Annotated in this window: 23 protein-coding genes; 13 read left to right on the top strand and 10 right to left on the bottom strand. The window is 65.5% G+C overall.

The window, feature by feature from the left end; translation table 11 throughout:
- The first annotated feature begins 120 nt into the window (after positions 1 to 120).
- From J0I79_RS18110 to J0I79_RS18155, 10 genes are all read left to right on the top strand, one after another.
- Positions 121 to 840, top strand: coding sequence for an ABC transporter ATP-binding protein (locus tag J0I79_RS18110; RefSeq protein ID WP_292861612.1), 720 nt, complete (start codon positions 121 to 123; stop codon positions 838 to 840).
- Complete coding sequence (locus J0I79_RS18115; protein WP_292861615.1) at positions 840 to 1541, top strand: ABC transporter ATP-binding protein; 702 nt, start codon at positions 840 to 842, stop codon at positions 1539 to 1541. The genes J0I79_RS18110 and J0I79_RS18115 overlap by 1 nt, the downstream gene beginning before the upstream one ends.
- A gap of 80 nt (positions 1542 to 1621) precedes the next feature.
- On the top strand, positions 1622 to 2488 hold the full coding sequence (locus J0I79_RS18120; RefSeq protein ID WP_292861618.1) for a branched-chain amino acid ABC transporter permease: 867 nt from the start codon (positions 1622 to 1624) through the stop codon (positions 2486 to 2488).
- A 5-nt stretch (positions 2489 to 2493) separates the two neighbouring features.
- Complete coding sequence (locus J0I79_RS18125; protein WP_292861621.1) at positions 2494 to 3582, top strand: branched-chain amino acid ABC transporter permease; 1089 nt, start codon at positions 2494 to 2496, stop codon at positions 3580 to 3582.
- Positions 3575 to 5341 (top strand): FAD-dependent monooxygenase, encoded by a 1767-nt coding sequence (locus tag J0I79_RS18130; RefSeq protein WP_292861624.1) that lies wholly within the window; start codon positions 3575 to 3577, stop codon positions 5339 to 5341. Before J0I79_RS18125 ends, J0I79_RS18130 begins: the two co-directional genes overlap by 8 nt.
- 5 nt (positions 5342 to 5346) lie before the next feature.
- Entirely contained in the window at positions 5347 to 6225 is an 879-nt protein-coding gene (locus J0I79_RS18135) for an intradiol ring-cleavage dioxygenase (RefSeq protein WP_292861627.1), read from the top strand.
- 276 nt (positions 6226 to 6501) lie between these two features.
- Positions 6502 to 7380: a zinc ABC transporter substrate-binding protein gene (locus J0I79_RS18140; RefSeq protein ID WP_292861630.1), complete on the top strand. Its 879-nt coding sequence runs from the start codon at positions 6502 to 6504 to the stop codon at positions 7378 to 7380.
- The gene (locus tag J0I79_RS18145; RefSeq protein ID WP_292861633.1) at positions 7377 to 8174 is read left to right on the top strand and encodes an ABC transporter ATP-binding protein; all 798 of its coding nucleotides are present in this window, start codon (positions 7377 to 7379) and stop codon (positions 8172 to 8174) included. Before J0I79_RS18140 ends, J0I79_RS18145 begins: the two co-directional genes overlap by 4 nt.
- Positions 8158 to 8982 (top strand): metal ABC transporter permease, encoded by an 825-nt coding sequence (locus J0I79_RS18150; protein ID WP_292861636.1) that lies wholly within the window; start codon positions 8158 to 8160, stop codon positions 8980 to 8982. Before J0I79_RS18145 ends, J0I79_RS18150 begins: the two co-directional genes overlap by 17 nt.
- The gene (locus tag J0I79_RS18155) at positions 8969 to 9376 is read left to right on the top strand and encodes a Fur family transcriptional regulator (protein WP_292861639.1); all 408 of its coding nucleotides are present in this window, start codon (positions 8969 to 8971) and stop codon (positions 9374 to 9376) included. Before J0I79_RS18150 ends, J0I79_RS18155 begins: the two co-directional genes overlap by 14 nt.
- A 5-nt stretch (positions 9377 to 9381) precedes the next feature.
- On the opposite strand, the gene J0I79_RS18160 is transcribed toward J0I79_RS18155, so the two are convergent.
- Together J0I79_RS18160 and J0I79_RS18165 are read right to left on the bottom strand one after the other, a co-directional pair.
- The gene (locus J0I79_RS18160; RefSeq protein WP_292861642.1) at positions 9382 to 11454 is read right to left on the bottom strand and encodes a 3-hydroxyacyl-CoA dehydrogenase NAD-binding domain-containing protein; all 2073 of its coding nucleotides are present in this window, start codon (positions 11452 to 11454) and stop codon (positions 9382 to 9384) included.
- Between the two features lie 104 nt (positions 11455 to 11558).
- The gene (locus J0I79_RS18165; protein ID WP_292861645.1) at positions 11559 to 13268 is read right to left on the bottom strand and encodes an MFS transporter; all 1710 of its coding nucleotides are present in this window, start codon (positions 13266 to 13268) and stop codon (positions 11559 to 11561) included.
- A 79-nt stretch (positions 13269 to 13347) separates the two neighbouring features.
- Between J0I79_RS18165 and J0I79_RS18170 the strand changes: the two genes are divergently transcribed.
- Complete coding sequence (locus tag J0I79_RS18170) at positions 13348 to 13950, top strand: TetR/AcrR family transcriptional regulator (RefSeq protein WP_292861648.1); 603 nt, start codon at positions 13348 to 13350, stop codon at positions 13948 to 13950.
- Between the two features lie 214 nt (positions 13951 to 14164).
- Here J0I79_RS18170 and J0I79_RS18175 read toward each other — a convergent pair whose 3' ends face one another.
- The 8 genes from J0I79_RS18175 to J0I79_RS18210 form a co-directional block, all read right to left on the bottom strand.
- Complete coding sequence (locus tag J0I79_RS18175; protein ID WP_292861651.1) at positions 14165 to 15112, bottom strand: ABC transporter permease; 948 nt, start codon at positions 15110 to 15112, stop codon at positions 14165 to 14167.
- 3 nt (positions 15113 to 15115) lie between these two features.
- On the bottom strand, positions 15116 to 16096 hold the full coding sequence (locus J0I79_RS18180) for an ABC transporter permease (protein ID WP_292861654.1): 981 nt from the start codon (positions 16094 to 16096) through the stop codon (positions 15116 to 15118).
- 1 nt (position 16097) lies between these two features.
- Positions 16098 to 17615, bottom strand: coding sequence for a sugar ABC transporter ATP-binding protein (locus J0I79_RS18185; protein WP_292861657.1), 1518 nt, complete (start codon positions 17613 to 17615; stop codon positions 16098 to 16100).
- Between the two features lie 37 nt (positions 17616 to 17652).
- A complete protein-coding gene (locus tag J0I79_RS18190) occupies positions 17653 to 18666 on the bottom strand; it encodes an ABC transporter substrate-binding protein (protein ID WP_292861660.1) in 1014 nt (337 codons plus the stop codon).
- Positions 18667 to 18745: 79 nt separating this feature from the next.
- Positions 18746 to 19636 carry an SMP-30/gluconolactonase/LRE family protein gene (locus J0I79_RS18195; protein ID WP_292861663.1) on the bottom strand — a complete coding sequence of 297 codons (891 nt, stop codon included), beginning with the start codon at positions 19634 to 19636 and terminating at the stop codon, positions 18746 to 18748.
- Positions 19636 to 19830, bottom strand: a complete 195-nt coding sequence (locus tag J0I79_RS18200; RefSeq protein WP_292861666.1) for a 4-oxalocrotonate tautomerase family protein — start codon at positions 19828 to 19830, stop codon at positions 19636 to 19638. The genes J0I79_RS18195 and J0I79_RS18200 overlap by 1 nt, the downstream gene beginning before the upstream one ends.
- Before the next feature lie 150 nt (positions 19831 to 19980).
- Positions 19981 to 20718 carry a response regulator transcription factor gene (locus tag J0I79_RS18205; protein WP_292861669.1) on the bottom strand — a complete coding sequence of 246 codons (738 nt, stop codon included), beginning with the start codon at positions 20716 to 20718 and terminating at the stop codon, positions 19981 to 19983.
- Positions 20718 to 21980: an ATP-binding protein gene (locus J0I79_RS18210; protein ID WP_292861672.1), complete on the bottom strand. Its 1263-nt coding sequence runs from the start codon at positions 21978 to 21980 to the stop codon at positions 20718 to 20720. Before J0I79_RS18210 ends, J0I79_RS18205 begins: the two co-directional genes overlap by 1 nt.
- Before the next feature lie 223 nt (positions 21981 to 22203).
- Between J0I79_RS18210 and J0I79_RS18215 the strand changes: the two genes are divergently transcribed.
- Positions 22204 to 24612 carry a glucan 1,4-alpha-glucosidase gene (locus J0I79_RS18215; RefSeq protein ID WP_292861675.1) on the top strand — a complete coding sequence of 803 codons (2409 nt, stop codon included), beginning with the start codon at positions 22204 to 22206 and terminating at the stop codon, positions 24610 to 24612.
- Positions 24613 to 24662: 50 nt separating this feature from the next.
- Positions 24663 to 25679 carry a phosphogluconate dehydrogenase (NAD(+)-dependent, decarboxylating) gene (gnd, locus tag J0I79_RS18220; protein ID WP_292861678.1) on the top strand — a complete coding sequence of 339 codons (1017 nt, stop codon included), beginning with the start codon at positions 24663 to 24665 and terminating at the stop codon, positions 25677 to 25679.
- Position 25680: the final 1 nt, after the last annotated feature.

Here is a 25680-nt window from a genome sequence, read left to right on the forward strand (position 1 = left end):
GGGGAGAAGGTGGCACGAAGGGCCGGATGAGGGGCAGCGCCAAGGTCTGCAAGGCTGGCTCCGCCCCTCATCTGCCTGCCGGCATCTTCTCCCCGTGAACGGGGAGAAGCGAGGCTGACCATGGCCATCCTCGCGCTCTCCAATGTCTCGAAACGCTTCGGCGCCCTGACCGTCGCCGACGCGGTTTCGTTCGAACTGCGCGAGGGCGAGGCGCTCGGCATCATTGGTCCGAACGGCGCCGGCAAGTCGACGCTGTTCAACCTGATCACCGGCAACATATCGGCCGATGCCGGCAGCATCGCCTTCGACGGCCGCGACGTGACGCGGCTGCCGCCGATGCAGCGTTGCCTGGCCGGTGTCGGCCGCTCCTTCCAGATCCCGCAGCCTTTCGAGAAGCTGACCGTGTTCGAGAACCTGCTCGTCGCCGCCGCCTTCGGTGCAAGGAAGACCGAAGCCGAGGTCGCAGAGCGCTGCGCCGAAATCCTGGTCGAGACCGGACTGATCGAACGCGCCAACCATCCCGCCGGAGCCTTGAGCCTGTTGCAGCGCAAGCGCCTGGAACTTGCCCGCGCCCTGGCGACCGAACCGAAGCTCCTGCTGCTCGACGAGATCGCCGGCGGCCTCACCGAGGGCGAGTGCGGCATGCTGGTCGATACGATCAGGGGCATACACAGGGCCGGCATGTCGATCATCTGGATCGAGCATGTGCTGCATGCGCTGAATTCGGTGGTCGAGCGGCTGCTGGTGCTCAATTTCGGCAAGGTGATCGGCATGGGCGCGCCAGACGCCGTCATGGCCTCGCGCGAGGTGCGCGAAATCTATCTCGGGATCGAGATCTGATGGCGCTGCTCGAGACAACAGGGCTCACCGCGCGCTATGGCGACTTCCAGGCGCTGTTCGGCGTCGACATCGCACTGAACCAAGGCGAGACGATTGCCATCATCGGCGCCAACGGCGCCGGCAAGACGACGCTGATGCGCTCGATATCGGGCGTGTTGGCCAGCGAGCCCGAGGCGGTGCTGTTCGATGGCGAGAAGATCGGCGCCCTGCCTGCGCCCGACATCGTCGCGCGCGGCATCGCCATGGTGCCGGAGGGGCGAAAGTTGTTTGCCTCGCTCAGCGTCGAGGAGAACCTGCTCATCGGCCGCTATGGCCGCGCTGTCGAGGGACATTGGAACCTCGATACGGTCTACGACCTGTTCCCGATCCTCAGGGAAAGACGCGCCAATCCCGGTACAGCCCTGTCCGGCGGCCAGCAGCAGATGGTGGCGATCGGCCGCGCGCTGATGTCCAACCCGCGCGTTCTCTTGTGCGACGAGATCAGCCTTGGCCTGGCACCGGTCGTCATCAGGGATATCTACGCCGCCTTTCCGCGCATCCGTGAGGCCGGAGCTTCGATCGTCGTGGTCGAGCAGGACATCGGCCAGGCGCTCAAGGTCGCGGACCGCGTCTACTGCATGATGGAGGGGCGGATCACGCTGACGGGAGCGCCGGCGACACTGACGCGGGAGACGATTCATGCCGCGTATTTCGGGCATTGAGGGATGGTGATGCAGAACCTGCTACAACCGCACCCAGCCACCCCCCTCGGCGTTGCCAATCGGCGATCAGGTCAAACCCCATGACCAGCGCGCTCGACACCATCATCCAGGGCATATTGCTTGGCGGCCTCTACGCCCTGTTCGCGGCCGGCCTGAGCCTCGTCTTCGGCATCATGCGGCTGGTCAACCTGGCGCATGGCGATCTCATCGTGCTGGCCGCCTTCCTGATCCTGGTGCTGGTGACCGCGCTCGGCCTCAATCCTTTCGTGGCCGCGCTGGTGGCGATGCCGCTGATGTTCGCCGCCGGCTGGGCGCTGCAGTACTTCCTGCTCAACCGCACATTGGGCGCCGACATCCTGCCGCCGTTGCTCGTTACCTTCGGGCTTTCGATCGTCATCCAGAACGGCCTGCTCGAAGGCTTCACCGCCGACAGCCGGCGCATTTCGGCTGGCGGTCTGGAATCGGCCTCCCTGGCGCTCGGGCCGGTCAATGTCGGCGTCATGCCGCTGCTGACGCTTGTCTCAGCCATTGCCGTCATCATCGGCCTGAACCAGCTTTTCTACCGCACATCGCTCGGCCGCGCCTTCCGCGCCACCTCGGACGATCCGGTCACCGCGGGGCTGATGGGCATCAGGCCGAAGCGTATCTTCGCCACCGCCACCGGCATCGCCATGGTGGTGGTGACGATCGCCGCGCTCTATCTCGGCACCCGCGCCAATTTCGACCCGACCATCGGGCCGGCGCGGCTGATCTACGCCTTCGAGGCGGTCATCATCGGCGGCCTCGGCTCGCTCTGGGGCACGCTCGCCGGCGGCATCGTCATCGGCATCGCCCAGACCTTCGGCGCCGCGATCAACCCGGAATGGCAGATCCTCGCCGGGCACCTGGCGTTTCTGCTGGTGCTTCTGGTCAGGCCGCGCGGGCTGTTTCCTCGGGCGGTGGATTGAGCGCCATGACCGACACCTCGCTCACCCCATGGAAAGTCGAGACGCGCACCAAGGCGTCGGCGATATCCGCCATCGTCGCCGCGCTCCTCGTCCTGTTCGCTTTCGCCGCCCCTCTCTTCGCCTCGCGCAGCGTGCTGCAGGACCTTTTCTTCATCCTGACCATGCTGGTGCTGGCGCAGAACTGGAACCTGCTTGCCGGCTATGCCGGGCTGGTCTCGGTCGGTCAGCAGGCGTTCGTCGGCTTCGGCGCCTACGCCATGTTCGCGCTCGTCATTCTTGCCGGGCTCGACCCTCTGGCGGCGATTGTGCTTGCCGGCATTGCCAGCGCCTTGCTTGCCGTCCCCACCGCCTTCTTCCTGTTTCGCCTGCAGGGCGCCTATTTCGCCATCGGCAGCTGGGTCATCGCCGAAGTGGTGCGGCTGGCGCTGGCGCAATGGAAGACGCTGGGCGGCGGCACCGGCACCTCGCTGCCGCGCGAAGCGACGCGCGACATGCCGGCGCTGAAATTCATCGGCGACCTGTTCGGGGTCAAATCCTCGGGCGCGGGCGATATCCTCACCTATTGGCTGACCCTGCTGCTCGCCATCGCCACCATCTTTCTCGTCTACCGCCTGCTGCGCTCCAAACAGGGATTGGGTCTCGCCGCCGTGCGCGACAACCAGGAGGCGGCACGCTCCGTCGGCGTCGACGCACGCCGCATGAAGACGCTCGTCTATCTGGCCGCCGCCTTCGGCACCGGCCTGTGCGGTGCGCTGATCTATGTCCAGAAGGCACGTATCTCGCCGGACGCCGCCTTCTCCGTGGTCGACTGGACCGCCTATGTCATCTTCATCGTCGTCATCGGCGGCATCGGCACCATCGAAGGGCCGATCGTCGGCGTCATCGTCTTCTATCTTCTGCAGACCCTGCTCGCCGACTACGGCTCCTGGTATCTGCTGATCCTCGGCCTGGTCGGCATCGCCACCATGCTGTTTGCGCCACGCGGCCTCTGGGGCCTGTTCGCCGACCGCACCGGCATCCAGCTGTTTCCCGTCCGCCGGCGGCTGACCGGCGGACCGTTATCATCGACAAGAAAGGGAGGGCCGCATGGCTGACACCACCACAGACGTGCTGATCATCGGGACCGGGCCGGCCGGTTCGGCGACCGCGGCGCTGCTTTCGACCTATGGCGTCGAGAACATGATCATCAACCGCTACCGCTGGCTGGCTTCGACGCCACGCGCCCACATCACCAACCAGCGCACCATGGAGGTGCTGCGCGACCTCGGCAGGGAGGTCGAGGCGGAAGCCTACATGCACGCCACCGAGCAGGATCTGATGGGCGAGAACGTGTTCTGCACCTCGCTCGCCGGCGAGGAGATCGGCCGCATGCGCAGTTGGGGCAAGCATCCGCTCTCCCGCGCCGAGCATCTCCTGTCCTCGCCCTCGCACATGAACGACCTGCCGCAGACCTTCATGGAGCCGCTGCTGTTCAAGACCGCCTGCTCGCGCGGCACGCAGGCGCGCATGTCGACGGAATATGTCTCCCACGTCCAGGATGCCGAGGGCGTCACCACGACCTGCCGCGACCGCCTGACCGGCAAGGATTTCACGGTGCGCTCGAAATATCTGGTCGGCGCCGATGGCGGCAATTCGCTGGTCGCCGAACATGCCGGCCTGCCCTTCGAGGGCAGGATGGGCGTCGGCGGCTCGATGAACATCCTGTTCAAGGCCGACCTGTCGAAATACGTCGCCCATCGCCCGTCCGTGCTCTACTGGGTGGTGCAGCCCGGCGCCGATGTCGGCGGCATCGGCATGGGCCTGGTGCGCATGATCCGGCCGTGGAACGAATGGCTGATCGTCTGGGGCTACGACATCAACCAGCCGGCGCCGAAGGTCGACGACGCCTTCGCCAAAAAGGTGGCGCGCGACCTGGTCGGCGATCCCGAGCTTGAGATCGAGATCCAGTCGGTATCGACCTGGACCGTCAACAACATGTACGCCACGCAGACCTCCAAGGGCCGCGTCTTCTGCATGGGCGATGCCATCCATCGCCACCCGCCGTCGAACGGGCTGGGTTCCAACACCTCGATCCAGGACGGTTTCAATCTTGCCTGGAAGCTCGCCTATGTCCTCAAGGGCAAGGCCGGCGAAAGGCTCCTCGACAGCTATTCGCGGGAGCGCGCGCCGGTGGCGAAACAGATCGTCACCCGCGCCAACAAGTCGATCGAGGAATTCGGCCCGATCTTCAAGGCGCTCGGCCTGCTCGATTCCATCGACCCGGTGAAGATGCAGTCGAACATGGATGCGCGCTGCGACGACACCCCGGCCGCGGAGACACAGCGCGCGAAGATCCGCGAGACCATCGCCGCCAAAGTCTATGAGTTCGACGCCCATGGCGTCGAGATGAACCAGCGCTACAAATCGGGTGCAATCGTGACCGACGGCCAGAAGGAGCCGGCTTTCGAGAAAGACGCCGAGCTGCACTACCAGCCGACATCCTGGCCGGGCGCACGTCTGCCGCATGCCTGGCTGCACTCCGACGACCCGGCCCATCGAGGTGGCAAGGTTTCCACGCTGGACCTTGCGGGTCACGGCAAATTCACCGTCCTGACCGGCATTGGCGGTCAGGGATGGCTCGACGCGGCCAGAGTGGTCGGCAAGGATCTCGGCATCGACATATCAGGCCACATGATCGGTCCGCGCCAGCCCTGGCAGGATTTCTCGGGCGACTGGGCGCGCGCCCGCGAAATTCGCGACAGCGGCGCGCTTCTGGTGCGCCCGGACCAGCATGTCGGCTGGCGCAGCGATGCGATCAGCGCCGACCCGGCAGCCGATCTGCGCCGGGCCCTGACGGCAATCCTGGACAGGTGAGAGACATGGAAGCGCACGAAAAAGGCTTCTTCACCGAAGCGAATTCGGTCGAGGTCGTCACCGGCCGCAACAGGAACGCCGCCAGCGAGCGGCTGAAAGCGGTGATGGAGGTCATCACCCGCAAGTTGCACGAGGCGGTCAAGGAGATCGAGCCGACGCAGGACGAATGGTTCGAGGCGATCCTGTTCCTGACCAGAACCGGCCAGCTCTCCACCGAATGGCGGCAGGAGTTCATCCTGTTGTCCGACGTGCTGGGCGTTTCGATGCTGGTCGACGCCATCAACAACCGAAAGCCGTCAGGCGCCTCGGAATCGACTGTGCTCGGGCCGTTCCACATCGCCGACGCGCCGGAACTGCCGATGGGCGCCAACATCTGCCTCGACCAGAAGGGCGAGGACATGTTCATCCATGGCCGCATCCTCGACATCCAGGGCAAGCCGATCGCCAACGCCGTGCTCGATGTCTGGCAGGCCAATGACGAGGGCTTCTACGACGTCCAGCAGAAAGGCATCCAGCCCGATTTCAACCTGCGCGGCGTCTTCCGCACCGGCGCCGACGGCCGCTACTGGTTTCGCGCGGTGAAGCCGAAATTCTACCCCATCCCCGACGACGGCACCGTGGGCAAGCTGCTCCATGCGCTCGGCCGGCACCCCTACCGCCCGGCGCATCTCCACTACATCCTCAAGGCCGACGGCTTCGAGACGCTGACTACCCACATTTTCGATCCCGACGACCCCTACATCAATTCGGACGCGGTGTTCGGCGTGAAGGAAAGCCTGCTGGCCGAGTTCAAGCGGATCGACGACCCCGCGCGCGCCAGGAGCCTGGAATTCGCCAACCCATTCTGGGAGGTCGAGCACGATTTCGTGCTGGCGAGGGGCTGACGACCCATCCTTTCCGACGAAGTACCGTAGCGGCGGCCTCGCCGCCGGACCAACGGCGCTTGCCTTCACGCACCACCGCTGCCAGACCACCACGGTTCGGCATCACTGACCAAAGTCACGGTTTTGTGTTCGGCAAACAAGGCCGCGCTGGAAAGGACCGTTGATCGTGACGCGCTCCTAGCATAAACGTTATACCGTTACCGTTACACTATAACGTCACATCGACATGTCTGGCGTGAGCGTTCCGCGCCCAGATTTCCTTAGAGGAGACCAAGGATGCGTTCCCTTCCCTTCCTGGCCGCGCTGCTGGTTGCCGCGCCGCTGCTGACCGGCAATGCCCGCGCGGAAGAAAAGCTCAACATCGTGGCGGCCGAGAATTTCTACGGCGACCTCGCCCGCCAGATCGGCGGCAGCCACGTCGCCGTCACCAGCATCCTTTCCAACCCCGACGACGATCCGCATCTCTTCGAGACCAGCCCATCGACGGCGCGCACCATCGCGGATGCCAAGGTCATCATTTACAATGGCGCCGACTACGACCCGTGGATGGACAAGCTGCTCGCGGCATCGGGCAAGCCGGATCGCACGACCATCATCGCCGCCGACCTGATCGGCAAGAAGTCGGGCGACAACCCGCATCTCTGGTACAATCCGGCGACGCTGCCGGCAGTCGCCAAAGCGCTCGCCGCGGATCTGTCGAAACGCGACCCCACCAACGCGGCGCACTACAACGCGAATCTGAAGATATTCCAGTCGTCACTCGAGGGCATCGACAAGGAGATCAGCGACGTCAAGAAGACCTATGCCGGCACCGAAGTGACCGCCACCGAGCCGGTGTTCGGCTACATGGCGGAGGCGCTTGGTCTGAAGATGCTGAACTATGATTTCCAAGTGACGGTGATGAACAACGCCGAGCCGAGCCCGACACAGGTTGCCGCATTCGAAAACAGCCTGAAGGACGGTTCGGCCAAGATCCTGTTCTACAATTCCCAGGTGACTGACGAGGCGACGACCAAGCTTCTCGACCTCGCCAGGCAGAACAAGGTCACCGTCATCGGTGTCACCGAGACGGAGCCGGCCGGCCAGACGATCCAGACCTGGTTCAGCGGACAGATCTACGCTGTACAAAAGGCACTTGCGGCCCGCACGCAATGAGCGCAGTGGCGTTCGAACGGGTGACGCTGAGCCATGGCGGGGCACGCCCGATTCTTTGCGACGTCTCCTTCTCGATTCCGCAAGGCGCCTTTGTCGGCCTTCTCGGCGCCAACGGCGCCGGCAAGACGACGATGCTGCGCGCGATACTGGGGCTCATAAAGCCCTTGAGCGGAACAATATCGGTGCTAGGCAAACCACCCACGCGCGGCAATGCAACAATCGGCTATATGCCGCAGGCGCGGCGCACCTTGGTGCATCCGGGCATCAGCGGCATCGACTTCGTGCTGAGCGCGGCGGGCGGCCATCGCTGGGGCTGGCCTGTCGCATCCGCCATCGAGAAGGAGGCCGCCTGGAAGGCGCTAGAAGCGGTCGGAGCGGGCGACCTTGCCCTGCGCCCGCTGGCGGAACTCTCGGGCGGCGAGCGTCAACGGATATTGATCGCCCAGGCGCTGATCGGGGATCCCATGCTCCTGCTGCTCGACGAGCCGCTGATCAGCCTCGACGCCGCGCACCAGCGCACGATCATCGACCTCGTGCACGCGATTGGCGAACGGCTCGGCATCGCCGTGCTGTTCTGCTCGCATGAGATCAACCCGCTGCTACGCGCTGTCGACCGCGTTCTCTATCTCGGCAATGCCAAGGCCGCGATCGGCGGTGTCGACGAGGTGATCAGCGGGCCGGTTCTGTCGAAACTCTACGGCACGCCAATCAACGTGGTGCGGGTCGCGGGCCGAATCTTCGTGATGGCCGACGACGTCGAAGTCGAGGCCGGAACACATGTCCACGATGTTTGACTATGAATTCATGCGCAACGCGTTCTATGCCTGCACGGTCGTCGGTATCGTCGCCGGCGCCGTCGGCTATTTCCTGGTGCTGAGGGGCCAGACTTTCGCTGGTCATGCGCTTTCCCATGTCGGTTTTGCCGGTGCCACCGGCGCCGGACTTATCGGCCTGTCGCCGTTTCTCGGGCTGGCCGTGTTCAGCGTCATAGCGGGCATAGGCATCGGCCTGCTTGGCGAACGCGCGCATCGCGACGTCGCCATTGGCATCGTGCTGACATTGTCGCTTGGCCTTGGTCTGCTGTTTCTCCATTTCTACACTGCCTTTGCCTCGCAGGCGACGAACGTCCTGTTCGGCAATGTGCTCGGCATCAGCCTGCGCACCGTCATCGTCCTTGGCGTGCTGGCGGCGGTCATCCTGGGCGCCCTGGTGCTGATCGCCAGGCCGCTGCTGTTCGCCAGCCTGCAGCCGGAGCTTGCCGAGGCAAGGGGCGTGCCGGTCACCCTCGTGTCGACCCTGTTCATGGTGCTCGTCGCGGTCGCGACCGCGGAGGCGATCCAGATCGTCGGCGTGCTGCTTGTCTTCGCGCTGATGGTGGCACCCGCCGCGACCGCGCTTCGGCTGACACGAGGCGTGCCTGCCGGCATCATGGTCTCGATGGTGCTGGCCGTCGGTATAGCCTGGATCAGCCTGTCGCTTGCCTTCCTGACCGACTGGCCAACGAGCTTCTGGATCACGACGCTGGGTACATCAGCCTATCTGGCCAGCGGCATGGCACAACACTCGATGGGCCAAGGCCCAGTCGCCAATGACGAGCCATGAGCTCACCAGGAACCAGAAGCTGGTGCTGGAGACAATCTCCCGCGCTGGCAGACCGGTCAGCGCCTATGAGATCCTCGAGGATATCAGGCCGCACGGCATCAGATCGCCGGTACAGGTCTACCGGGCGGTCAAGAAACTCATTGAGGATGGCACGGTGCACAGGGTCGAAAGCCTCAATGCTTTCGTCCCGTGTGCCGGCCAGCATGCCCATGGGCTGAGAACAACGATCCTGGCGGTGTGTGAACAATGCGGCCGGGTCACCGAATTCAGCGATGACATCATTGACCGCCAGATCGCGGAATGGGCAGCGCGCGAGCGTTTTCACATCGAAGCGACGAGCATCGAGATCAACGGCCGCTGCGCCGACTGCGCCCTCGAACACAATCGGGGATAGCGTGGTCAGGCCGTCGCGTCGGTCTCCCACGAACCAGTCTCGGCCATCCGCCTCAGCAACGGCGCCGGCTTGAACACATCCTTGCCGGTGCGCTGGTGCCAATGTTCAAGGCGCTCGATGATCCTGGCCGCGCCTTCGAGGCCCGCCCAGAACATCGGCCCGCCCTTGCCGATGGGAAAACCATAGCCGTTGACCCAGACGACATCGATGTCGGAGGCGCGCGCCGCGATTTTCTCCTCGAGGATTTTCGCGCCTTCGTTGATCAGCGGATAAAGCGTGCGCTCGATGATCTCTTCCGCTCCGATCGAGCGCGGCTCGATGCCTCCCTCGGCCGCCTTCTCACGGATCAGCGCCTCCACTTCGGGGTCGGGAACGCCCGCCCGCGCGCCAGCCTCGTAGAGGTAGAAGCCGCGGCCTGTCTTCTGGCCAAAGCGCCCCTGCTCGCACAGCGTGTCGGCAATGACAGCCGTTTGGCCGCGTGCCTTGCGGTTGCGCCAGCCAATGTCGAGCCCGGCGAGGTCGCCCATCTGGAACGGCCCCATCGGCCAACCGAAATCGGTGAAAGCTTTGTCGATCTGGCTTGGCGTCGCGCCTTCGAGCAGCAGCGCCTCGGATTCCGAACCGCGCGCGGCCAGCATGCGGTTGCCGACGAAACCGTGGCAGACACCGACGACGACGGCCACCTTGCCGATCCTACGCGCCAGGTCGACGACGGTCGCCAGCGCATCCGGCGCAGTCTTTTGCGCGCGCACGATCTCCAGCAGCTTCATGACATTGGCCGGCGAGAAGAAATGCAGGCCGAGCACATCCTGTGGCCGCGAGATCGAGGCGGCGATTTCGTCGATGTCGAGGTAGGAGGTGTTGGTGGCGAGGATGGCACCTGGCTTTGCAACGGCGTCCAGCTTGCCAAAGACTTCCTTCTTCACCGCCATATCCTCGAACACGGCTTCGATGATCAGGTCGCAATCGGCGAGATCGGCGTAATCGGTGGAGCCCTTGAACTGGCCGAGCCGGTCCCGCTTGGCATCCTCGCTCAACGAGCCGCGCGCCACCGAGACGGCATAATTCTTCTCGATGGTGCCCAGCCCGCGCTGAAGCGCCTCATGGCTGGTCTCCAGCAAGGTGACGGGGAAGCCGCCATTGGCGAAGGCCATGGCGATGCCGCCGCCCATCGTTCCCGCCCCGATGACGCCGACGCGGCCGATCCTGCGCTTGACGACATCCTTGGCCGGAAGCTTCGCAGCCTCGCGTTCGGCGAAGAACAGATGCCGTTGCGCGCGCGACTGGTCGCTCGCCACAAGCCGAGCGAATAGCGCCCGCTCGGCGGCCAGCGCCTCGTCGAAGGGCAGCGTGACCGCGTTGCGCACCGCTTGCGCGCAGGCGATCGGCGCTTCGAGCCCGCGCGCCTTCTTTGCAAGGTCCGCCGCTTCGGCATCGAAGGCGGTGAGATCGGTTTGCTTGAGCTGGTCATCGCGCTCACGCACCGGCGTAAACGGACCGCCCTTGCGCGCCATCTCGCGTGCGAAATTCACGGCGTGGGTGGTCAGTTCGCCCTGGAAAACGGCATCGACCAGACCGCAGGCATGGGCTTCGTCGGCGCTGATCGGCGAACCGGAGACGATCATCCGCAGCGACTTCACCGCCCCGACAAGGCGGGGCAGCCGCACCGTGCCGCCGCCGCCGGGCAGGATGCCGAGTTTCACCTCGGGCAGGCCAAGCCTGGCGCCGGCATCGGCGACGCGGAAATGGCAGCCGAGCGCCAGTTCCAGGCCGCCGCCGAGCGCCGTGCCGTGGATCGCGGCGACGGTCGGCTTGGCGATGGCTTCCAGCACCGCCACGATGGCGCGCAGGTCCGGCTGCTGCACGGGCTTGCCGAATTCGGTGATGTCGGCGCCGGCAACGAAGGTTCGGCCGGCACAGGCGATCACGATGGCAGCGACCGAAGCGTCGTCGCGCAGGGCGACGAGCGCCTGCATCAGCGGTTCGCGGACATGAAAACTCAGCGCGTTGACCGGCGGATTGTCGATGGTGACGATGGCGACATCGCCGTCGCGGGCGACCTTCACGAAATCGGACAAGCAGAACCTCCGGAAGTGATGAGCGGCCATCGCCGCGCGAACAGAAAACAGGATTTACAGCGCGGTGACCCGGAAAGGAACCGGCGTCGGTGCGCTTAAGGGGGTCAGCGCTGCCCGGCGGGTTCGGCGACCATGTCGGGCATGACGGCGCCGGCGCTGCGTCCGCCGCGCCAAGAGGCGAAGGCCGCGAGCAGATACAGAGCCGCCGAGAAGGTGAACGCGAACACCAGCCCATGCTTGAATGGCCCCGACATCAGCTCGGGGAAGAAGGCGTGGCCCGTCAGCGTGTCGATGCTCTGTTGCGGCAAGGCGTGCAGCACGTCGGCCGGGATCAGCTCGCCCATCGGATTGTAGCCAAGGAAGGCGGCGAACAGGCTGGCGACCGGCGGCATGTTGGCGATCTGGTGCGCCACCGCCTGCGGCACATGCTGGGCCAGCAGGCCCGCCTCCATGCTTTGCGGCAGGCTGGCGGCAAGGCCGACGATCATCAGGCTGAAGAACAGGCCGATCGACAGCACCTGGCCGGCATTGGTGGTGGTGGCGCGCATTCCCGAAGCCTGGCCGCGTTCGCGCGCCGGCACCGAGTTCATGATCTGCGTTGAGTTCGGCGCCACGAACAGACCGGAGCCAAGGCCGTTGAGGAAAAGCAGGCCGGCGAAAGCGGTGTAGGAAAAGTCGGCCGGCAGCGTCATCAGCGCGACGAAGCTCGCCGCACCCGCCACCATGCCGCCGACCGCGAACGGCACGCCGCCGATCCGGTCCGAGAAGTAGCCCGATACCGGACCCGCGATAAGGAAGCCGACAGTCAGCGGCAGCATGAAGATTGCAGACCATAACGGCGTCTGTTCGAAGGAATAACCGTGCAGCGGCAGCCAGATGCCCTGCAGCCAGACGATCAGCATGAACTGCAGCCCGCCGCGCGCGATGCCGGAGGCGAGATTGGCGATGTTGCCATAGGCGAAACCGGGAATGCGGAACAGTTTCAGGTCCAGCATCGGCTTGGCGACGCGCTGCTCGATGAAGATGAAGGCGACCAGCGAGAGGAAACCGATGGCGAACAGCGTCAGCACCTTCGGGCTGGTCCAGGCCATGACCTGTTCGCCATAGGGCTGCAGGCCGTAAGTGATGGCGGTGAGGATGAGCACCAGGCCGAGACCGAAGCTGATATTGCCGAGCCAGTCGATGGTGTGTGTGGAGCGGTTGGGCGCGTCATGCAGTTTCAGATAGGCCCAGACCGTGCCGACGAGGCCGAACGGCACGTTGATCCAGAACACCAACCGCCAGTCCGTGTCGGCGAGCAGGCCGCCGATCAGGAGGCCGATGAACTGCCCGCCGATGGCCGCCACCACATTGATGCCGAGCGCGAAGCCGCGTTCGTTCTCGGGAAAGGCATCGGTCAAGAGCGCGGTGGAATTGGCCATGATCAGCGCGCCGCCGATGCCCTGGATGATGCGCACCGAGATCAGGTAGATCGCGGCGAAATCGCCCTGGCCCGGCAAAAGGCTGAGCGCGATCGAGGCGGCGGTGAAGATGGCGAAGCCGAGATTGTACATTTTCGCCCGGCCGAACTGGTCGCCCAGCCGGCCGAAGGCGACGACGAGCACTGCGGTGGCGATCATGTAGCCGATGATCGCCCACAGCAGATAATTGATGTTGCCGGGATCGAGCGCCTTGAGCCCGATGCCGCGAAACACCGCCGGCAGGCTGATCAGAAGGATGGAGCCGTTGATGGCGGCGGCCAGCATGCCGAGCGTGGTGTTGCTCAGAACCATCCATTTGTGGCTCTGCGGGCGGCTGTCTGCGACGGTATTCATGGTGGTAACTCTCGACGGCGCTGGCGCGATTGCCGTCAGCGTAATATATGAGGGTAGTCTCAGGTTTGGAAATATGAGGATGGCCTCGGAAAAAGCAAGAGCGAATCCGCGTGCGCCGCAGCAAAAAAGAGGACGCGAGCGCGTCGCCGCGCTGATGGCGAGCGCCTCGATGCTGTTCGTCGAGAAGGGTTTCGAGGCGACGACGATGACCGAAATCGCCGCGCGCGCCGGCGCGGCGATCGGCACGCTCTATCTGTTCTTCCCGACCAAGGAAGCGCTGGCCAATGCCATCCTGGCCGAGAACGCGGAAGCCCTGTCGGCGGAACTGGATGCCTTGCAGGAACAGGCGAAGGGACTGGCGCCCGCCGCTATCGCCGATACGCTGTTTGACTTGCTTGGCCGTTTCCTGGCAACGCATCCGGCCTATTCGGCGCTGCTCGACCTGCCCGGCGACGAAGGCTGGCGCCGCAGGATGCGGGCCCGCCGCCGCGAGCAGATCGCCGCCCTGTTCGCTCAAGCCCAGCCGCCGCTGCCAGCCGGCCAGGCCGAGCGTCTCGCCGCCATCGTACCGCAACTCATGCCCATCCCGCTGGCGCTGGTCGGCGAGAAACGCCTGCGCGACGGCGTGCTGGAGGAATTGCGGCTGATGTTGGCAAGGCATTTGCAAACGGGCGGCGATTGACGGAGCTGAAAGCCGTTCTGTCGCGATCCTTCGCACCCCCTCTGCCCTGCCGGGCATCTCCCCCGCAAGGGGGAGATCAGACGTCACTTTGGCCTTCGTTAATCTCCAACGCTGCAAGAACAAGTGAAACCCCGAAGCTGCCAATCTCCCCCCTTGCGGGGGAGATGTCCGGCAGGACAGAGGGGGGTGCTGTCCCGCCAGCGTCGACGTCTTACTACCGCACCGCCTTCTCGCCGCCGGCAGCTGTGATCACCCCGACGATGATCAGCCCGGTCAGCAGCAGCCGCACGCCGGCACTGACCCCGAACGTGTTGAGCATGGTGAGCAGCAGCACCAGGAACAGAGCCGCGCCCCAGACCCCGGGCACATTGGCCTTGCCGCCGGCCACGGACGTGCCGCCGATGACGACGACGGCGATCGAAGCAAGCAGGTATTCATTGCCGATATCGACATTGGCGCCGCGGAAATAGCCGGCTAGGAGCGCTCCGTCGATGCCGCCCAGCGCCCCCGACAGCGTGTAGGTGAGGAAGCGCACGCGGCCGACATTGACGCCGGCGAGCCAGGCCGCGCGGATGTTCTGGCCGATCGCCAGCACCGAGCGGCCATAGATCATCCGCCGCAGCGCGATGGCCGCGCCGATGGTGAACAGCACCGTCAGCATCGCCAGCACCGGAACGCCGAGGATTTGCCAGTTGGTGAAATCGGCGAAGCCCGGCGGCGGCTTGATCTGCAGTCCGCGCCCGAAGCTGATGTCGACGGACTGGATGATGAAGCTGGCCGACAGGGTGGCGATGATCGGCGGAATGCGCAGCGCCCAGATCAGCAGATAGTTGATGGCGCCGATCGCGGCCCCGCAGGCGAGCGCGGCGAGCAGGCCGACGACGATCATGGAATCGCTGCCGCCCATCACCTTCATGGCCACGGCGCTGGCGAGCCCGATATTGGCCGGCAGCGACAGGTCGACATTGCCCGGACCGAGGGTGATGACGAACATCTGGCCGACACCGACGATGACCGTGAACACGGCGAGCGACAATGCCGCCGTCACCATGCCGCCGGCGCCATAGCCACCGGTGAAGGTGATCGTCGCCAGCCAGACCAGAAACGCGCCGACGAACGACCAGATCCAGGGCTTAGTGAGCAGCATCTTCAGCGAGACCATGGCTCACCTCTCCTTGCGGCTGATCAGCACGCGCGCCGCCAGGACGATGATGAGGATGGCGCCATTGGCCGCCACCTGCCAGTCCGGCGGAATGTGCATGAAGGTGAGCAGCGGCGAGGCGGCCAATGCCAGCGTCAGCGCGCCGATCACGGCGCCGATCGGCGACACCCGGCCGCCGACGAATTCGCCGCCGCCCAGGATGACGCCGGCGATCGACAGCAGCGTGTAGCCATTGCCGATATTGGCGTCCGCCGACGTGGTGATGCCGATCAACGCCATGCCGGACAGCACGCCGAACAGGCCGGTCAGCGCGAACAGCACCACCTTGGTCTTGAGCAGCGACCAGCCGGCCCGCCGGAGCGCCGCCGGATTGCCGCCCGAGCCGCGCAGGATCGTGCCGTAGGAGGTCCGCATCAGGCCGAAATGGACGACCAGCCCGATCAGCAATGCGGCGATGATCGGGAAGGGTACGAGAGGCGGCTTGAACGACATGATCGCCAGCAGCCAGTCCGGCGCCTTGCCGCCCGGCTTGGGCAACACAAGGATAGCCAGTCCCTGCCAGACGAAGCTCATGCCGAGCGTGACTACGATGGAGGGCAGGTTGCGCAGGTGGATCAACGCGCCGAGCAGCGCATAGACGCCGATCGAGCCGAGCAGGATGAGGACGCCGATCAGCGGCGCGTCCTTGAGCCAGGTCGCGGTGACGCAGCCGACGAAGCCGACGAAAGTGCCGATCGACAGGTCGAGCTCGTTGCCCGCGATGACGAACATCTGCGCGATGGTCGCCAGCGCGATCGGGATCGCCAGGTTCAGCATCAGGTTGAAGCCGAAATAGCTGATGGCGCGCGGATTGAGCCAGGCGATGGCGAGCAGCACCAACGCCAGCGACAATGCCGGCAGAAGGCCGCGCAGCAGGCGCGCGCGGGCCGCCGCGTTGCGTGCCGCCGATCCCCTGAAGCTGTTGTCGATGGGCGCCGCCGTCATCTCAGGCCGCATCGCCGAACGAGGACTGGATGATCTTTTCCTCCGTCAGTTCGTCGCGGGTCAGGTTGGCGGCGATGCGCCCGTTCTTGAAGACATAGATGTGATCGCAATTGTCGAGTTCTTCGGTTTCGGTTGTGTACCAGAGGAATGTGCGGCCCCGGCTCGCCTCCTCGCGCACGAGGTCGTAGACTTCGAGCTTGGTGCCGATGTCGACGCCGCGCATCGGGTCGTCCATCAGCACGATCCCGGCATCCGATCCCAGCGCACGCGCGAACAACGCCTTCTGCTGGTTGCCGCCGGACAAAGAGAAGATGTTGTTGTTCATGTCGGGCGTGCGGATGCCGATCTTCTTCTGCCAGAAGTCGGCGAGTTCGGCCTCGCGCCGTGGCGAGATCAGCAGTCCGTTGCGCAGCCGCGCCAGCGAGCGGATGCCGATATTCTCTGATATCGACCATTGCGGGAAGATACCGTCCGACTGGCGGTCGCCGGCGACCAGCGCCACCGGCGCGGTGACCTCGATGCCGGCTTTCGCGCGCGTCGCCCCGGCGAAGATTTGAAGCAGCAGGTCGGTCTGGCCATGACCGGCAAGACCGGCAAGGCCGATGATCTCTCCCGCACAGGCGACAAGGTCCTTGCCGTCCGTCTGCCCGGCGGGCCGCGCCCGAACGCGCAGCGGACTGGCGCCCGGCTTGGCCGAAGCTTGCACCTTGGTCTTCCTGTGCGCTTCCGCTCCGCCCATCACCGCCACGAGACGATCACGGTCGAACGCGCCGGCCGCGTCCGACGCCACGACCTTACCGTCGCGCATCACCACGATCCGGTCGGCGTTCCGCAGCACCTCGCCCAGCACATGCGAGATGAGGATGCAGCTGCCGCCAGCGGCCACGAAGCGGCGCACGAAGGCAAGCAATTGGCCCGCAGTGTGCGCATCGAGCGACGAGGTCGGCTCGTCCAGGATGACGAGATCGAGCCGGTCGCGTGTCACCGTGAAGGCGCGCGCCACCTCCACCATCTGGCGCCGGCCGATCGACAGGTCGCCGACAATGTCGGATGCCGAAATCCCGTGATCGGGAAAGATCTCGTCCAGCTTGGCCGCGATCAGGGCCGCCGCCCGGCGCCGCCAGCCCAGGCCGGTGAGCGCGGCATGGTTGATGCGCGTGTTCTCCGCAACGCTCAGATTGGGGCAAAGCGACAGTTCCTGGAACACGCAGCGTATGCCGAGCTGCTGCGCCCGCGACACCGAATAATTGTCCTCGGCGGCGCCATGCACGCCGATCCTGCCGCTGTCGGGCGTCAGCGTGCCCGCCACCATGTGCATCAGCGTCGATTTGCCGGCGCCGTTATGGCCGACCAGACCGACGCATTCGCCGGGCTGGACATGGAAATCCACGCCGCCCAGCGCCCTGACGGCGCCGAAATGTTTTTCGGCACCGTCAAGCCTTACAATATCAACATTGGCGGCGCCGAAATGCTTTTCGGCGCCGCCCAGCCTGATGATGTCAGTGTCAGCCATGCTCAACGATATCCGCTCGGCGACACGGACGGCAACGCCAGCTTCACTTGATGTTGGCCTTGATGGCCGCGATGGCGTCTTCCTGGCTGTATTCGTGCGTGGCGACGCCGCCTTCCTTGATCTTGGGCAGTGCGGCTTCGAAATCGTCCTGAGTGAATGCGAGATAGGGCACCAGAAGGTCGTGCGGAATGTCCTTGCGGCCGTCCAGCACCTGCTGCGCCACCCAGAAGGCGAGTGAGGACACGCCCGGCGCGATCGATGCCGACCAGGTCTTGTAGCCGTCCTTGTCCTTCTGTTCCTTCCACCATTTCAGCTCGTCCTGCCGGTTGCCCATGATGATGGTCGGGCGCGGCTTGCCGGCGGCGGCGAAGGCTTGCGCGGCGCCATAGCCGTCGCCACCCTGGTCGACGACGCCGACGATATCGGGCAGCGAGGGCAGGATGGTCGCGACCGCTTTCTGCGCCGTGGTCTGGTCCCAGTCGCCGGTGACGGAGCCGACGATCTTGAACTCCGGATGGGCGGCGACCCCTTCCAGAATGCCGGCATGGATGGCGTCGTCGATCGAGGTGCCGGCAAGGCCGCGGATTTCGAGAAGATTGCCGCCCTTGGGCTGGAACTTGGCCATCTGCTCGACTTCCTGCTTGCCCATGTCCTTGAAGTCGACGACGACACGGTAGGCGCAGGGCTCGGTGACGATGCCGTCGAAGGAGACGACGACGATACCGGCGTCACAGGCCTGCTTGATGGCGCCGTTGAGAGCATCCGGCGAGGCGGCGTTGATGACGATGGCGTCATAGCCCTGCAGGATCAGGTTCTGCACCTGGGCAGCCTGTGTCGGCACTTCCTTGTCGGCGGTGGTGAAGATGTCGGCGGCGCCGACCACCTTGTCGTCGACCGCCTTCTTGGTGACGATCCCGTAGCTGTCGAGCATCGCCTGGCGCCAGGAATTGCCGGCATAATTGTTGGAGAAGGCGATCTTCTTGCCGCTCGTGTCGGCAAGCGCGGTGCCCGAGGCGAGCATCGCCGCGAAAGCGCCAAGGACCAGTAATTTCTTCATGTCGATTATCCTCCCAGATGTTGATTGCTGCACGTCCATCGATCCTTCCGGACCGGCTTCACTCCCATCTCACGCGTGCTCAGAACAGCCTCAGCCCCGGAACGCGTACCCTCAACCGGTAGAGCGATGTCGAGGCGGCTATGTAGAGGCCCCTCAGATCATCATCGCCGAAGGTGAAGTTGGCACAGTTTTCCGGCGTCGCGATGACGCCGAGAAGCTCGCCCGAGGCATCGAATACATGGATGCCGCCGGGGCCGGTGCAATAGAGGTTGCCACGGCTGTCGATCTTCATGCCGTCCGGCGCGCCCGGCTCGTCGCCCTCGGTCACCGCCCACACCGCGCCGCCATTGAGATCGCCATTCGCTTCCACGCCGAACACCCTGATGTGTCCGCGTTCGGTGTCGTTGACGAACAGCCGCGATTCATCGAGCGAGAAGCAGAGCCCGTTCGGCTGCACGAAATCGTCGGCCAGCAAGGTCAGCCGGGCGGCATCGCCATCGATTCGGTAGACGCCCTGGAACGACAGCTCCTGCGGCCTCGGCACGCCGTAGAATTCCACCCGGCCGTAGCTCGGATCGGTGAAGTAGATCGACCCGCCGGTGGCGACGACGATATCGTTGGGACTGTTGAGCTGCCTGTCCCCGTAATGGGTGGCGAGAATGGTCGTCGCGCCGTTCGGTTCGGCGCGTGTCACCCGGCTCGTCGCGTGCTCGCAGGTCACCAGCCGCCCATGGCGGTCGAGCGTGTTGCCATTGGCCATCCGGCTGGGCTCGCGAAACAGCTCGATCGCACCCGAGGCAAGCCTGCGATGCATGCGGCCAGCCGGAATGTCGGAAAAGACCAGCCATTTCTCATAGGGGTGCCAGACCGGCCCCTCGATGAAGCTGTAACCCGTGGCGAGCCGCTCCATCGCCGCATTGCCGACGACGTCGTCGAAGCCGGATCGATGGGCGCGCGCCTGGATCGACATTACGCGCCCTTCGGTTCGCGCACCGGCGTACCGCCCACGAACCAGTCGCTGCCCGGCACATCCTCGATGACAACCCAGATCGCTTCCCTGGGCAGTTCCGCGATCTCGCTGATCGCCTCGGTGACGCGGCGCGAAATCTCGTTCTTGCGCTGCTGCGAATGGCCCTCGAGTATCCGTATGCTGACGAACGGCATGGGCACCCTCCCCGGTCTTCCTGTCCTGCCCGGTTGTTTGCCCGGGTTCGTTTTGTAGGACAAAAGCCTAACCAGGATGGAAGCTCGACGATACGGGTCTACGCGCATCGACGACTGTGGTTTTGCACAGTCGGCGATGTCGGGGCGCCCCTACTCCTGCAGCGGAGTCGCCTGCGCCAGCCAGGCGTCGAGCTGGGCCTGTTCGCGGCGCAGGGCATCGACGTTGATGAGGCCTCGCGCCAGGGCCAGGTAGATCGCCCGCGTCCGCGAATTGAAGACGGAGGCTTCGCCGGCGCCGTCCTCCGGCGGCGCGATGCCGAGCTTGTCGTAGACATGCTTGATGCGGCTTTGCGCGCCGCGGATCGACAGTCCGCGCCGGGCGGCGATCGCCCGGTCGGTCAGGCCGAGCGCGATGTCGATCAGGCTTTCATACTCGCCATCGGTGATGCCCTCGAACCGGTCCTGGACGCGGTGCTGGATGCCCCGGATTTCGCGGTCGATGATACAATGGCCCTCGCGGAACACGCCGCGCAGCGCCGAGCGCATGCCTTCCTCGGTCGCCGATTTCAGCACATAGCCGTAGACCGACCCCGGCGGCACGATGCGCGCCACGCCGCGCACATAGGCTTCGTCGGCGAAATTCGACCAGAACAGGATATGCGTGCCGGCGCGGCGGCTCCAAATGGCGCGGGCCACCTCGATGCCCGTCGCCTTGGGCAATTGCAGGTCGAGCACGACATGCGGCGGCTCGTGCGCCGCGGCCAGGCTGATCGCGTCCTGGCCGTCGCCGGCCTCGATCACCTCGACGTCATCAGGCCACAACTGTTCCACCGTGCGCCGCGCGAAGCTGCGGTGCAGGCCGTCATTCTCGGCAATCATGACCAGCATCAGACCACCTCCGCCACCGGCCGTTCAGCCGAACCTGTCTTCGCGTTTCTTGGTGCCGCGCGGTCGATCTCGATCACCACGCGCGTGCCGCCCTTGCGGCTGACCGGCTCGAAGCGCAGGCGCGCGCCGACGAGGGCCGCCCGCGTATGCATGTGGCCGATACCGCCCTGGGCGGCCGGGTCAACCGCGCCGCAGCCATGGCCGTCATCGGTGACCACGACCTGGAACACGCTGTCGGTCGACGAAAGCCGCACATCGATGCGGCCCGGTCCGGCATGGCGCACGGCATTGTTGATCGCTTCCTGGACGATCCGGTAGAGCGCGGTGCGCAGCGTTTCCGACATGGTGTCGGCGCTGCCGTCGCTGCTGTCGGCAATGCGCACCGCGATCGGCGGCTTGGCCCTTGCCACGCTGCGATTGAGATGCGCCTCGACGGCGTCGCGCAGGCCGAACAGTTCGAGCACGCTCGGCCGCATGTCGTCGACGATGTGGCGCAGCTCGGCCAGGCAGCCGGCGATCTCCTGCTCGAGATCGGCAAGCTGCGCCGCCCGCGCCACGCCCCGGCTACGGAACGCCGAGACCTGCCGCGCGATACGGGCGAGGTCCCCGAGCGTCTGGTCGTGCAGGTCCATGGCCATGCGGCGGCGCTCGCGCTCCATGCCCTCGGTCAGCTGCGAGGCGCCGACCCGCAGCAGTTCGGCATGGTTGCGAGCATCGCTCTCGGCCAGCATGGCGCGGCGCGCTTCCTCGGTCTGGATCAGCGCGAAGATATACGGGCCGATGAGATCGGCGCATTGCTGGGCGACCTGGACATCGGCCTGCGTGTAGCAGCCGATGTCATGCCGGCTGATATTGAGAGCGCCGATCACGGTGCCGCGCGCCCGGAGCGGTACGATTATGCGGCTACGCAGCTTGGCGGCGTAGATCGGCTCGTCGAAGGCGCCCTCGAAATGGAAGCGATCGTCGACAAGCGCATTGTCCGACAGCAAATAGGGCGTCTGGCCCCACAACACGCAGCGGATGGGGCTGCCCTCGACGGGATGCTGGGCAAGTTCGCTCCAGCTAGTGTGGAAGCCCGCTTCGTAGCAGGCATGCATGCGCCCATCCAGCGTCAGCACCGCCAGGTCGATATGGTCATGGGGAATGAGCGTGCCGATCTCGATCGCCGTCGCCCGGAACGCGGAGCCCGGATCGATGTGGCCGGCTAGCGCCCGCGAAATCGCCAGCAAACGGTCGACCAGCCGGGGAGATACCTCCGCCATGTCTCCTCCCTTACCGCTTCGTTGGCCCCCGCTGGGCTGCGCTCCCGCGCATGGCGCGTCGGCGTGCCTCTTCTTGTTGTTCCTCCCGGCCGCCCGAAATAGTGGCCGCTTGATGGTACCGCTGTCAACGCCGGCTTCCGCTACGGCACCGGCGATCAACTTGCGGTGCGACGATTGAAAAGCCGTCGGCTCATGGTAGGAACGCGGCAGGAGAGACCAATCGATGGCAGTGACGCCGACCGTTGCACAGGGCGCGCCGGGTATCCCGGCACGCTGGACGTCAAGCGCCAAGAGTGGCGTCGGCACCGCGCTTTCGGCGAAAAGCCCGCTCTGGTTCACCGTCAGCCACGGCATCCTGAACGAGATCTACTATCCTCGCCTCGACAGCGCCTGCACCCGCGACCTCGGCCTGATCGTCACCGGCCCGGGCGGGTATTTCTCGGAAGAGAAGCGCGACGCCGCGCATGCGATCGAGCCCTTCGAGGCAGGCGTACCCGCCTACAGGCTTACAAACACGGCTGATGCCTATCGGATCGACAAGCGCATCCTCGCCGATCCGGCCCGGCCCGCGCTGCTGCAGGAAATCACCTTCACGCCGCTCAAAGGTTCCGCCGGCGATTACCGCGTCTATGCGCTGCTGGCGCCGCATCTGGTCAACGCCGGCATGGGCAACACCGCCTGGGTCGGTGACCACGAGGGAAAGCCGGTGCTGTTCGCTTCAGGACGAGGCACCTGCCTGGCGCTTGTCTCGTCGTTGTCGTGGCGGGACTGTTCGGCCGGCTATGTCGGCTTCTCGGACGGCTGGCAGCAGCTTCACAACGGCGGCCGGCTCGATCCGGCCTGCCAGCGCGCCGAGGACGGCAATGTCGCGCTGACCGGTGAAATCGGCTTTACGCCGGCCAGCACAAAAGCCGTGCTGGCGCTCGGGTTTGGTGCAACGCCCGACGAAGCCGCGCAGAACGCCTTCGCCAGCCTGAAGCGGGGCTTCGAACCCGCTGCCAAATCCTATGTCGCCAACTGGCGCGAATGGCAGCAGGGCCTGCTGCCTCTCGACCGGCACGCATCCGGGACCAACACTTACCGGACCAGCACCGCGGTTCTGGCGACGCATCGGTCGATCAGGACACCGGGGGCGGCGGTCGCCAGCCTGTCGATCCCCTGGGGCTTCAACAAGGGCGATGACGATCTCGGCGGCTATCATCTGGTCTGGCCGCGCGACCTGGTCGAGACGGCGGGCGGTTTTCTCGCCGCCGGCGATGCCGACTCGGCGCTGCGGATCCTCGAATATCTGCGCTCCATCCAGCAGCCGGACGGCCACTGGTCGCAAAATGCCTGGCTCGACGGGTCGGCCTACTGGCCCGGCATCCAGATGGACGAATGCGCCTTCCCGCTCCTGCTGGCCGATGCCTTACATCGTACGGGCCATCTGCCGCACGCCAGGCTGAAGACCTTCCTGCCGATGATCGAGCGCGCCGCCGGCTATGTCACGCGCAACGGACCCGTCACCGGCGAGGACCGCTGGGAGGAAGATGCCGGCTTCAGCCCGTTCACGCTGGCCGTCGAGATCGCCGCGCTGCTCGCCGGCGCCGACCTGCTCGGCGCCGGTGGCAAGCATGAGGAAGCGGCTTACCTCAGAGAAACCGCTGATTGCTGGAATGAGCAGGTCGAGCGCTGGACCTATGTCACGGACACGGCGACCTGCAAGGCGGCCGGCGTCGAAGGTTATTATGTCCGCATCGCGCCGCCCGACAGCGCCGAGGCCGGCTCGCCGAAAGACGGCTATGTCCCGATCAAGAACCGGCCGCCGGGAGACACCGACCGGCCGGCGCAGGAAATCGTCAGCCCGGACGCGCTGGCGCTGGTGCGCTTCGGCCTGAGGGCCGCCGACGACCCGCGTATTGTCAACACGGTCAAGGTCATCGACGCGCAATTGCGCCGCGACCTGCCGCAGGGGCCGCTCTGGTATCGCTATAATGGCGACGGCTATGGCGAGCACGAGGATGGCGCGCCGTTCGACGGCACCGGCCAGGGCCGGCCGTGGCCGTTGCTGGCCGGCGAACGAGCCCATTACGAACTGACGGCGGGCCGCAAGGATGCGGCGCTCGGCCTGCTCGGGGCACTGGAAGGCTCGGCTGAACCCGGCGGCCTGTTGCCGGAACAGGTCTGGGACAGCGGCGACATGCCCGAGCGCGAATTACTGTGCGGCCGCCCCTCGGGCAGCGCCATGCCGCTGGTCTGGGCGCATTCCGAGCATATCAAGCTCTTGCGCTCGCTGCGCGACGGCATCGTCTTCGACATGCCGCCGCAAGGGGTGAAGCGCTATATCGAGGACCGAACCGTATCGCCCTTCAGGACATGGCGCTTCAACAACAAGATCCGCGCGCTAGCCGCCGGCAAGACGCTGCGCATCGAACTTCTGGCCGCCGCCACAGTCCACTGGAGCACCGACAACTGGGCGAGCGCCCAGGACAGCAAGACGAAGGAGAACGCTTTCGGCGTCCACCTTGTCGATCTGCCTGTCGCCGGCCTCCCCAGCGGAAGCTCGCTCATCTTCACTTTTTTCTGGCCCGGGACCGGCGATTGGGAGAATGTCGACTTCTCCGTCATATTGGGCGACCAGGACAGCCAGTAGATCTTTCCCCAGCAAATCCAGCGAATCTTTCAGGAAACAGGGACGAAGCCATGCAGATCGGAATGATGGGACTGGGCCGGATGGGCGCCAACATGGTGCGCCGCCTGATGCGCGACAAGCATGAATGCGTCGTCTACGACATCAACCCCGCCAGCGTCGCGGCGCTGGTAAGCGACGGCGCGCTGGGCGCGGCCTCCCTGGAGGAATTCGTCGGCAAGCTCGCCAAGCCGCGCTGTGTCTGGCTGATGCTGCCGGCGGCGATCACCGGCAAGATCGCTGATCAGGTCGCCGCCCTGATGGAACCCGGCGACATCATCATCGACGGCGGCAATTCCTATTATCACGACGCCGTCGACCAGGCGGCCGAACTGGCGGCCAAGGGCCTGAATTATGTCGATGTCGGCACCAGCGGCGGCGTCTGGGGCCTCGAGCGCGGCTACTGCCTGATGATCGGCGGCCCCGACGAGGCGGTCCAGCATCTCGATCCGATCTTCGCAACGCTGGCGCCCGGCCTCGACGCCGGCGCGCCGACCCCGGACAAGGCGGCCGGCACGGCGCCCTATGGCTACCTGCATTGCGGCCCGAGCGGCGCCGGCCACTTCGTCAAGATGGTCCATAACGGCATCGAATACGGCGTCATGGCCGCCTATGCCGAGGGCATGAACATTTTGAAGTCGGCCAATGCCGGCAAAAGGCAGCGTACGGCGGACGCCGAGACCAGCCCGCTGGAAAACCCGCAATACTACCAGTTCGACATCGACCTGCCTCAGGTGGCCGAGGTCTGGCGCCATGGCAGCGTCATCGGCTCGTGGCTGCTCGATCTCACCGCCGGCGCACTGAAGAGCGATCCGGGTCTCGCCCAGTTCGGCGGCCGGGTCTCGGATTCGGGCGAAGGCCGCTGGACGCTGAAGGCGGCGATCGACACCGGCGTGCCGGCGCCGGTCCTGTCCTCGGCGCTGTTCGACCGCTTCTCCTCGCAGGGCGAATCCGAATTCGCCGACAAGCTGCTCTCGGCCATGCGCTACGCCTTTGGCGGCCATATCGAGAAGCCCAAGGCCGGCAAGTGAC

This window comes from Mesorhizobium sp. (genome assembly GCF_017306585.1).
Classification (GTDB): Bacteria; Pseudomonadota; Alphaproteobacteria; order Rhizobiales; family Rhizobiaceae; genus Mesorhizobium.

Excerpts from the sequence above, each read along its gene's own strand:
- gnd (WP_292861678.1), top strand. The coding sequence starts at position 24,663 with ATGCAGATCGGAATGATGGGACTGGGCCGGATGGGCGCCAACATGGTG.
- J0I79_RS18175 (WP_292861651.1), bottom strand. The coding sequence starts at position 15,112 with ATGGTCTCGCTGAAGATGCTGCTCACTAAGCCCTGGATCTGGTCGTTC.
- J0I79_RS18210 (WP_292861672.1), bottom strand. The coding sequence starts at position 21,980 with ATGGCGGAGGTATCTCCCCGGCTGGTCGACCGTTTGCTGGCGATTTCG.
- J0I79_RS18125 (WP_292861621.1), top strand. The coding sequence starts at position 2,494 with ATGACCGACACCTCGCTCACCCCATGGAAAGTCGAGACGCGCACCAAG.
- J0I79_RS18140 (WP_292861630.1), top strand. The coding sequence starts at position 6,502 with ATGCGTTCCCTTCCCTTCCTGGCCGCGCTGCTGGTTGCCGCGCCGCTG.
- J0I79_RS18200 (WP_292861666.1), bottom strand. The coding sequence starts at position 19,830 with ATGCCGTTCGTCAGCATACGGATACTCGAGGGCCATTCGCAGCAGCGC.
- J0I79_RS18165 (WP_292861645.1), bottom strand. The coding sequence starts at position 13,268 with ATGAATACCGTCGCAGACAGCCGCCCGCAGAGCCACAAATGGATGGTT.
- J0I79_RS18205 (WP_292861669.1), bottom strand. The coding sequence starts at position 20,718 with ATGCTGGTCATGATTGCCGAGAATGACGGCCTGCACCGCAGCTTCGCG.
- J0I79_RS18110 (WP_292861612.1), top strand. The coding sequence starts at position 121 with ATGGCCATCCTCGCGCTCTCCAATGTCTCGAAACGCTTCGGCGCCCTG.
- J0I79_RS18115 (WP_292861615.1), top strand. The coding sequence starts at position 840 with ATGGCGCTGCTCGAGACAACAGGGCTCACCGCGCGCTATGGCGACTTC.
- J0I79_RS18155 (WP_292861639.1), top strand. The coding sequence starts at position 8,969 with ATGACGAGCCATGAGCTCACCAGGAACCAGAAGCTGGTGCTGGAGACA.
- J0I79_RS18195 (WP_292861663.1), bottom strand. The coding sequence starts at position 19,636 with ATGTCGATCCAGGCGCGCGCCCATCGATCCGGCTTCGACGACGTCGTC.
- J0I79_RS18215 (WP_292861675.1), top strand. The coding sequence starts at position 22,204 with ATGGCAGTGACGCCGACCGTTGCACAGGGCGCGCCGGGTATCCCGGCA.
- J0I79_RS18145 (WP_292861633.1), top strand. The coding sequence starts at position 7,377 with ATGAGCGCAGTGGCGTTCGAACGGGTGACGCTGAGCCATGGCGGGGCA.
- J0I79_RS18150 (WP_292861636.1), top strand. The coding sequence starts at position 8,158 with ATGTCCACGATGTTTGACTATGAATTCATGCGCAACGCGTTCTATGCC.
- J0I79_RS18180 (WP_292861654.1), bottom strand. The coding sequence starts at position 16,096 with ATGACGGCGGCGCCCATCGACAACAGCTTCAGGGGATCGGCGGCACGC.
- J0I79_RS18120 (WP_292861618.1), top strand. The coding sequence starts at position 1,622 with ATGACCAGCGCGCTCGACACCATCATCCAGGGCATATTGCTTGGCGGC.
- J0I79_RS18130 (WP_292861624.1), top strand. The coding sequence starts at position 3,575 with ATGGCTGACACCACCACAGACGTGCTGATCATCGGGACCGGGCCGGCC.
- J0I79_RS18170 (WP_292861648.1), top strand. The coding sequence starts at position 13,348 with ATGGCCTCGGAAAAAGCAAGAGCGAATCCGCGTGCGCCGCAGCAAAAA.
- J0I79_RS18135 (WP_292861627.1), top strand. The coding sequence starts at position 5,347 with ATGGAAGCGCACGAAAAAGGCTTCTTCACCGAAGCGAATTCGGTCGAG.
- J0I79_RS18190 (WP_292861660.1), bottom strand. The coding sequence starts at position 18,666 with ATGAAGAAATTACTGGTCCTTGGCGCTTTCGCGGCGATGCTCGCCTCG.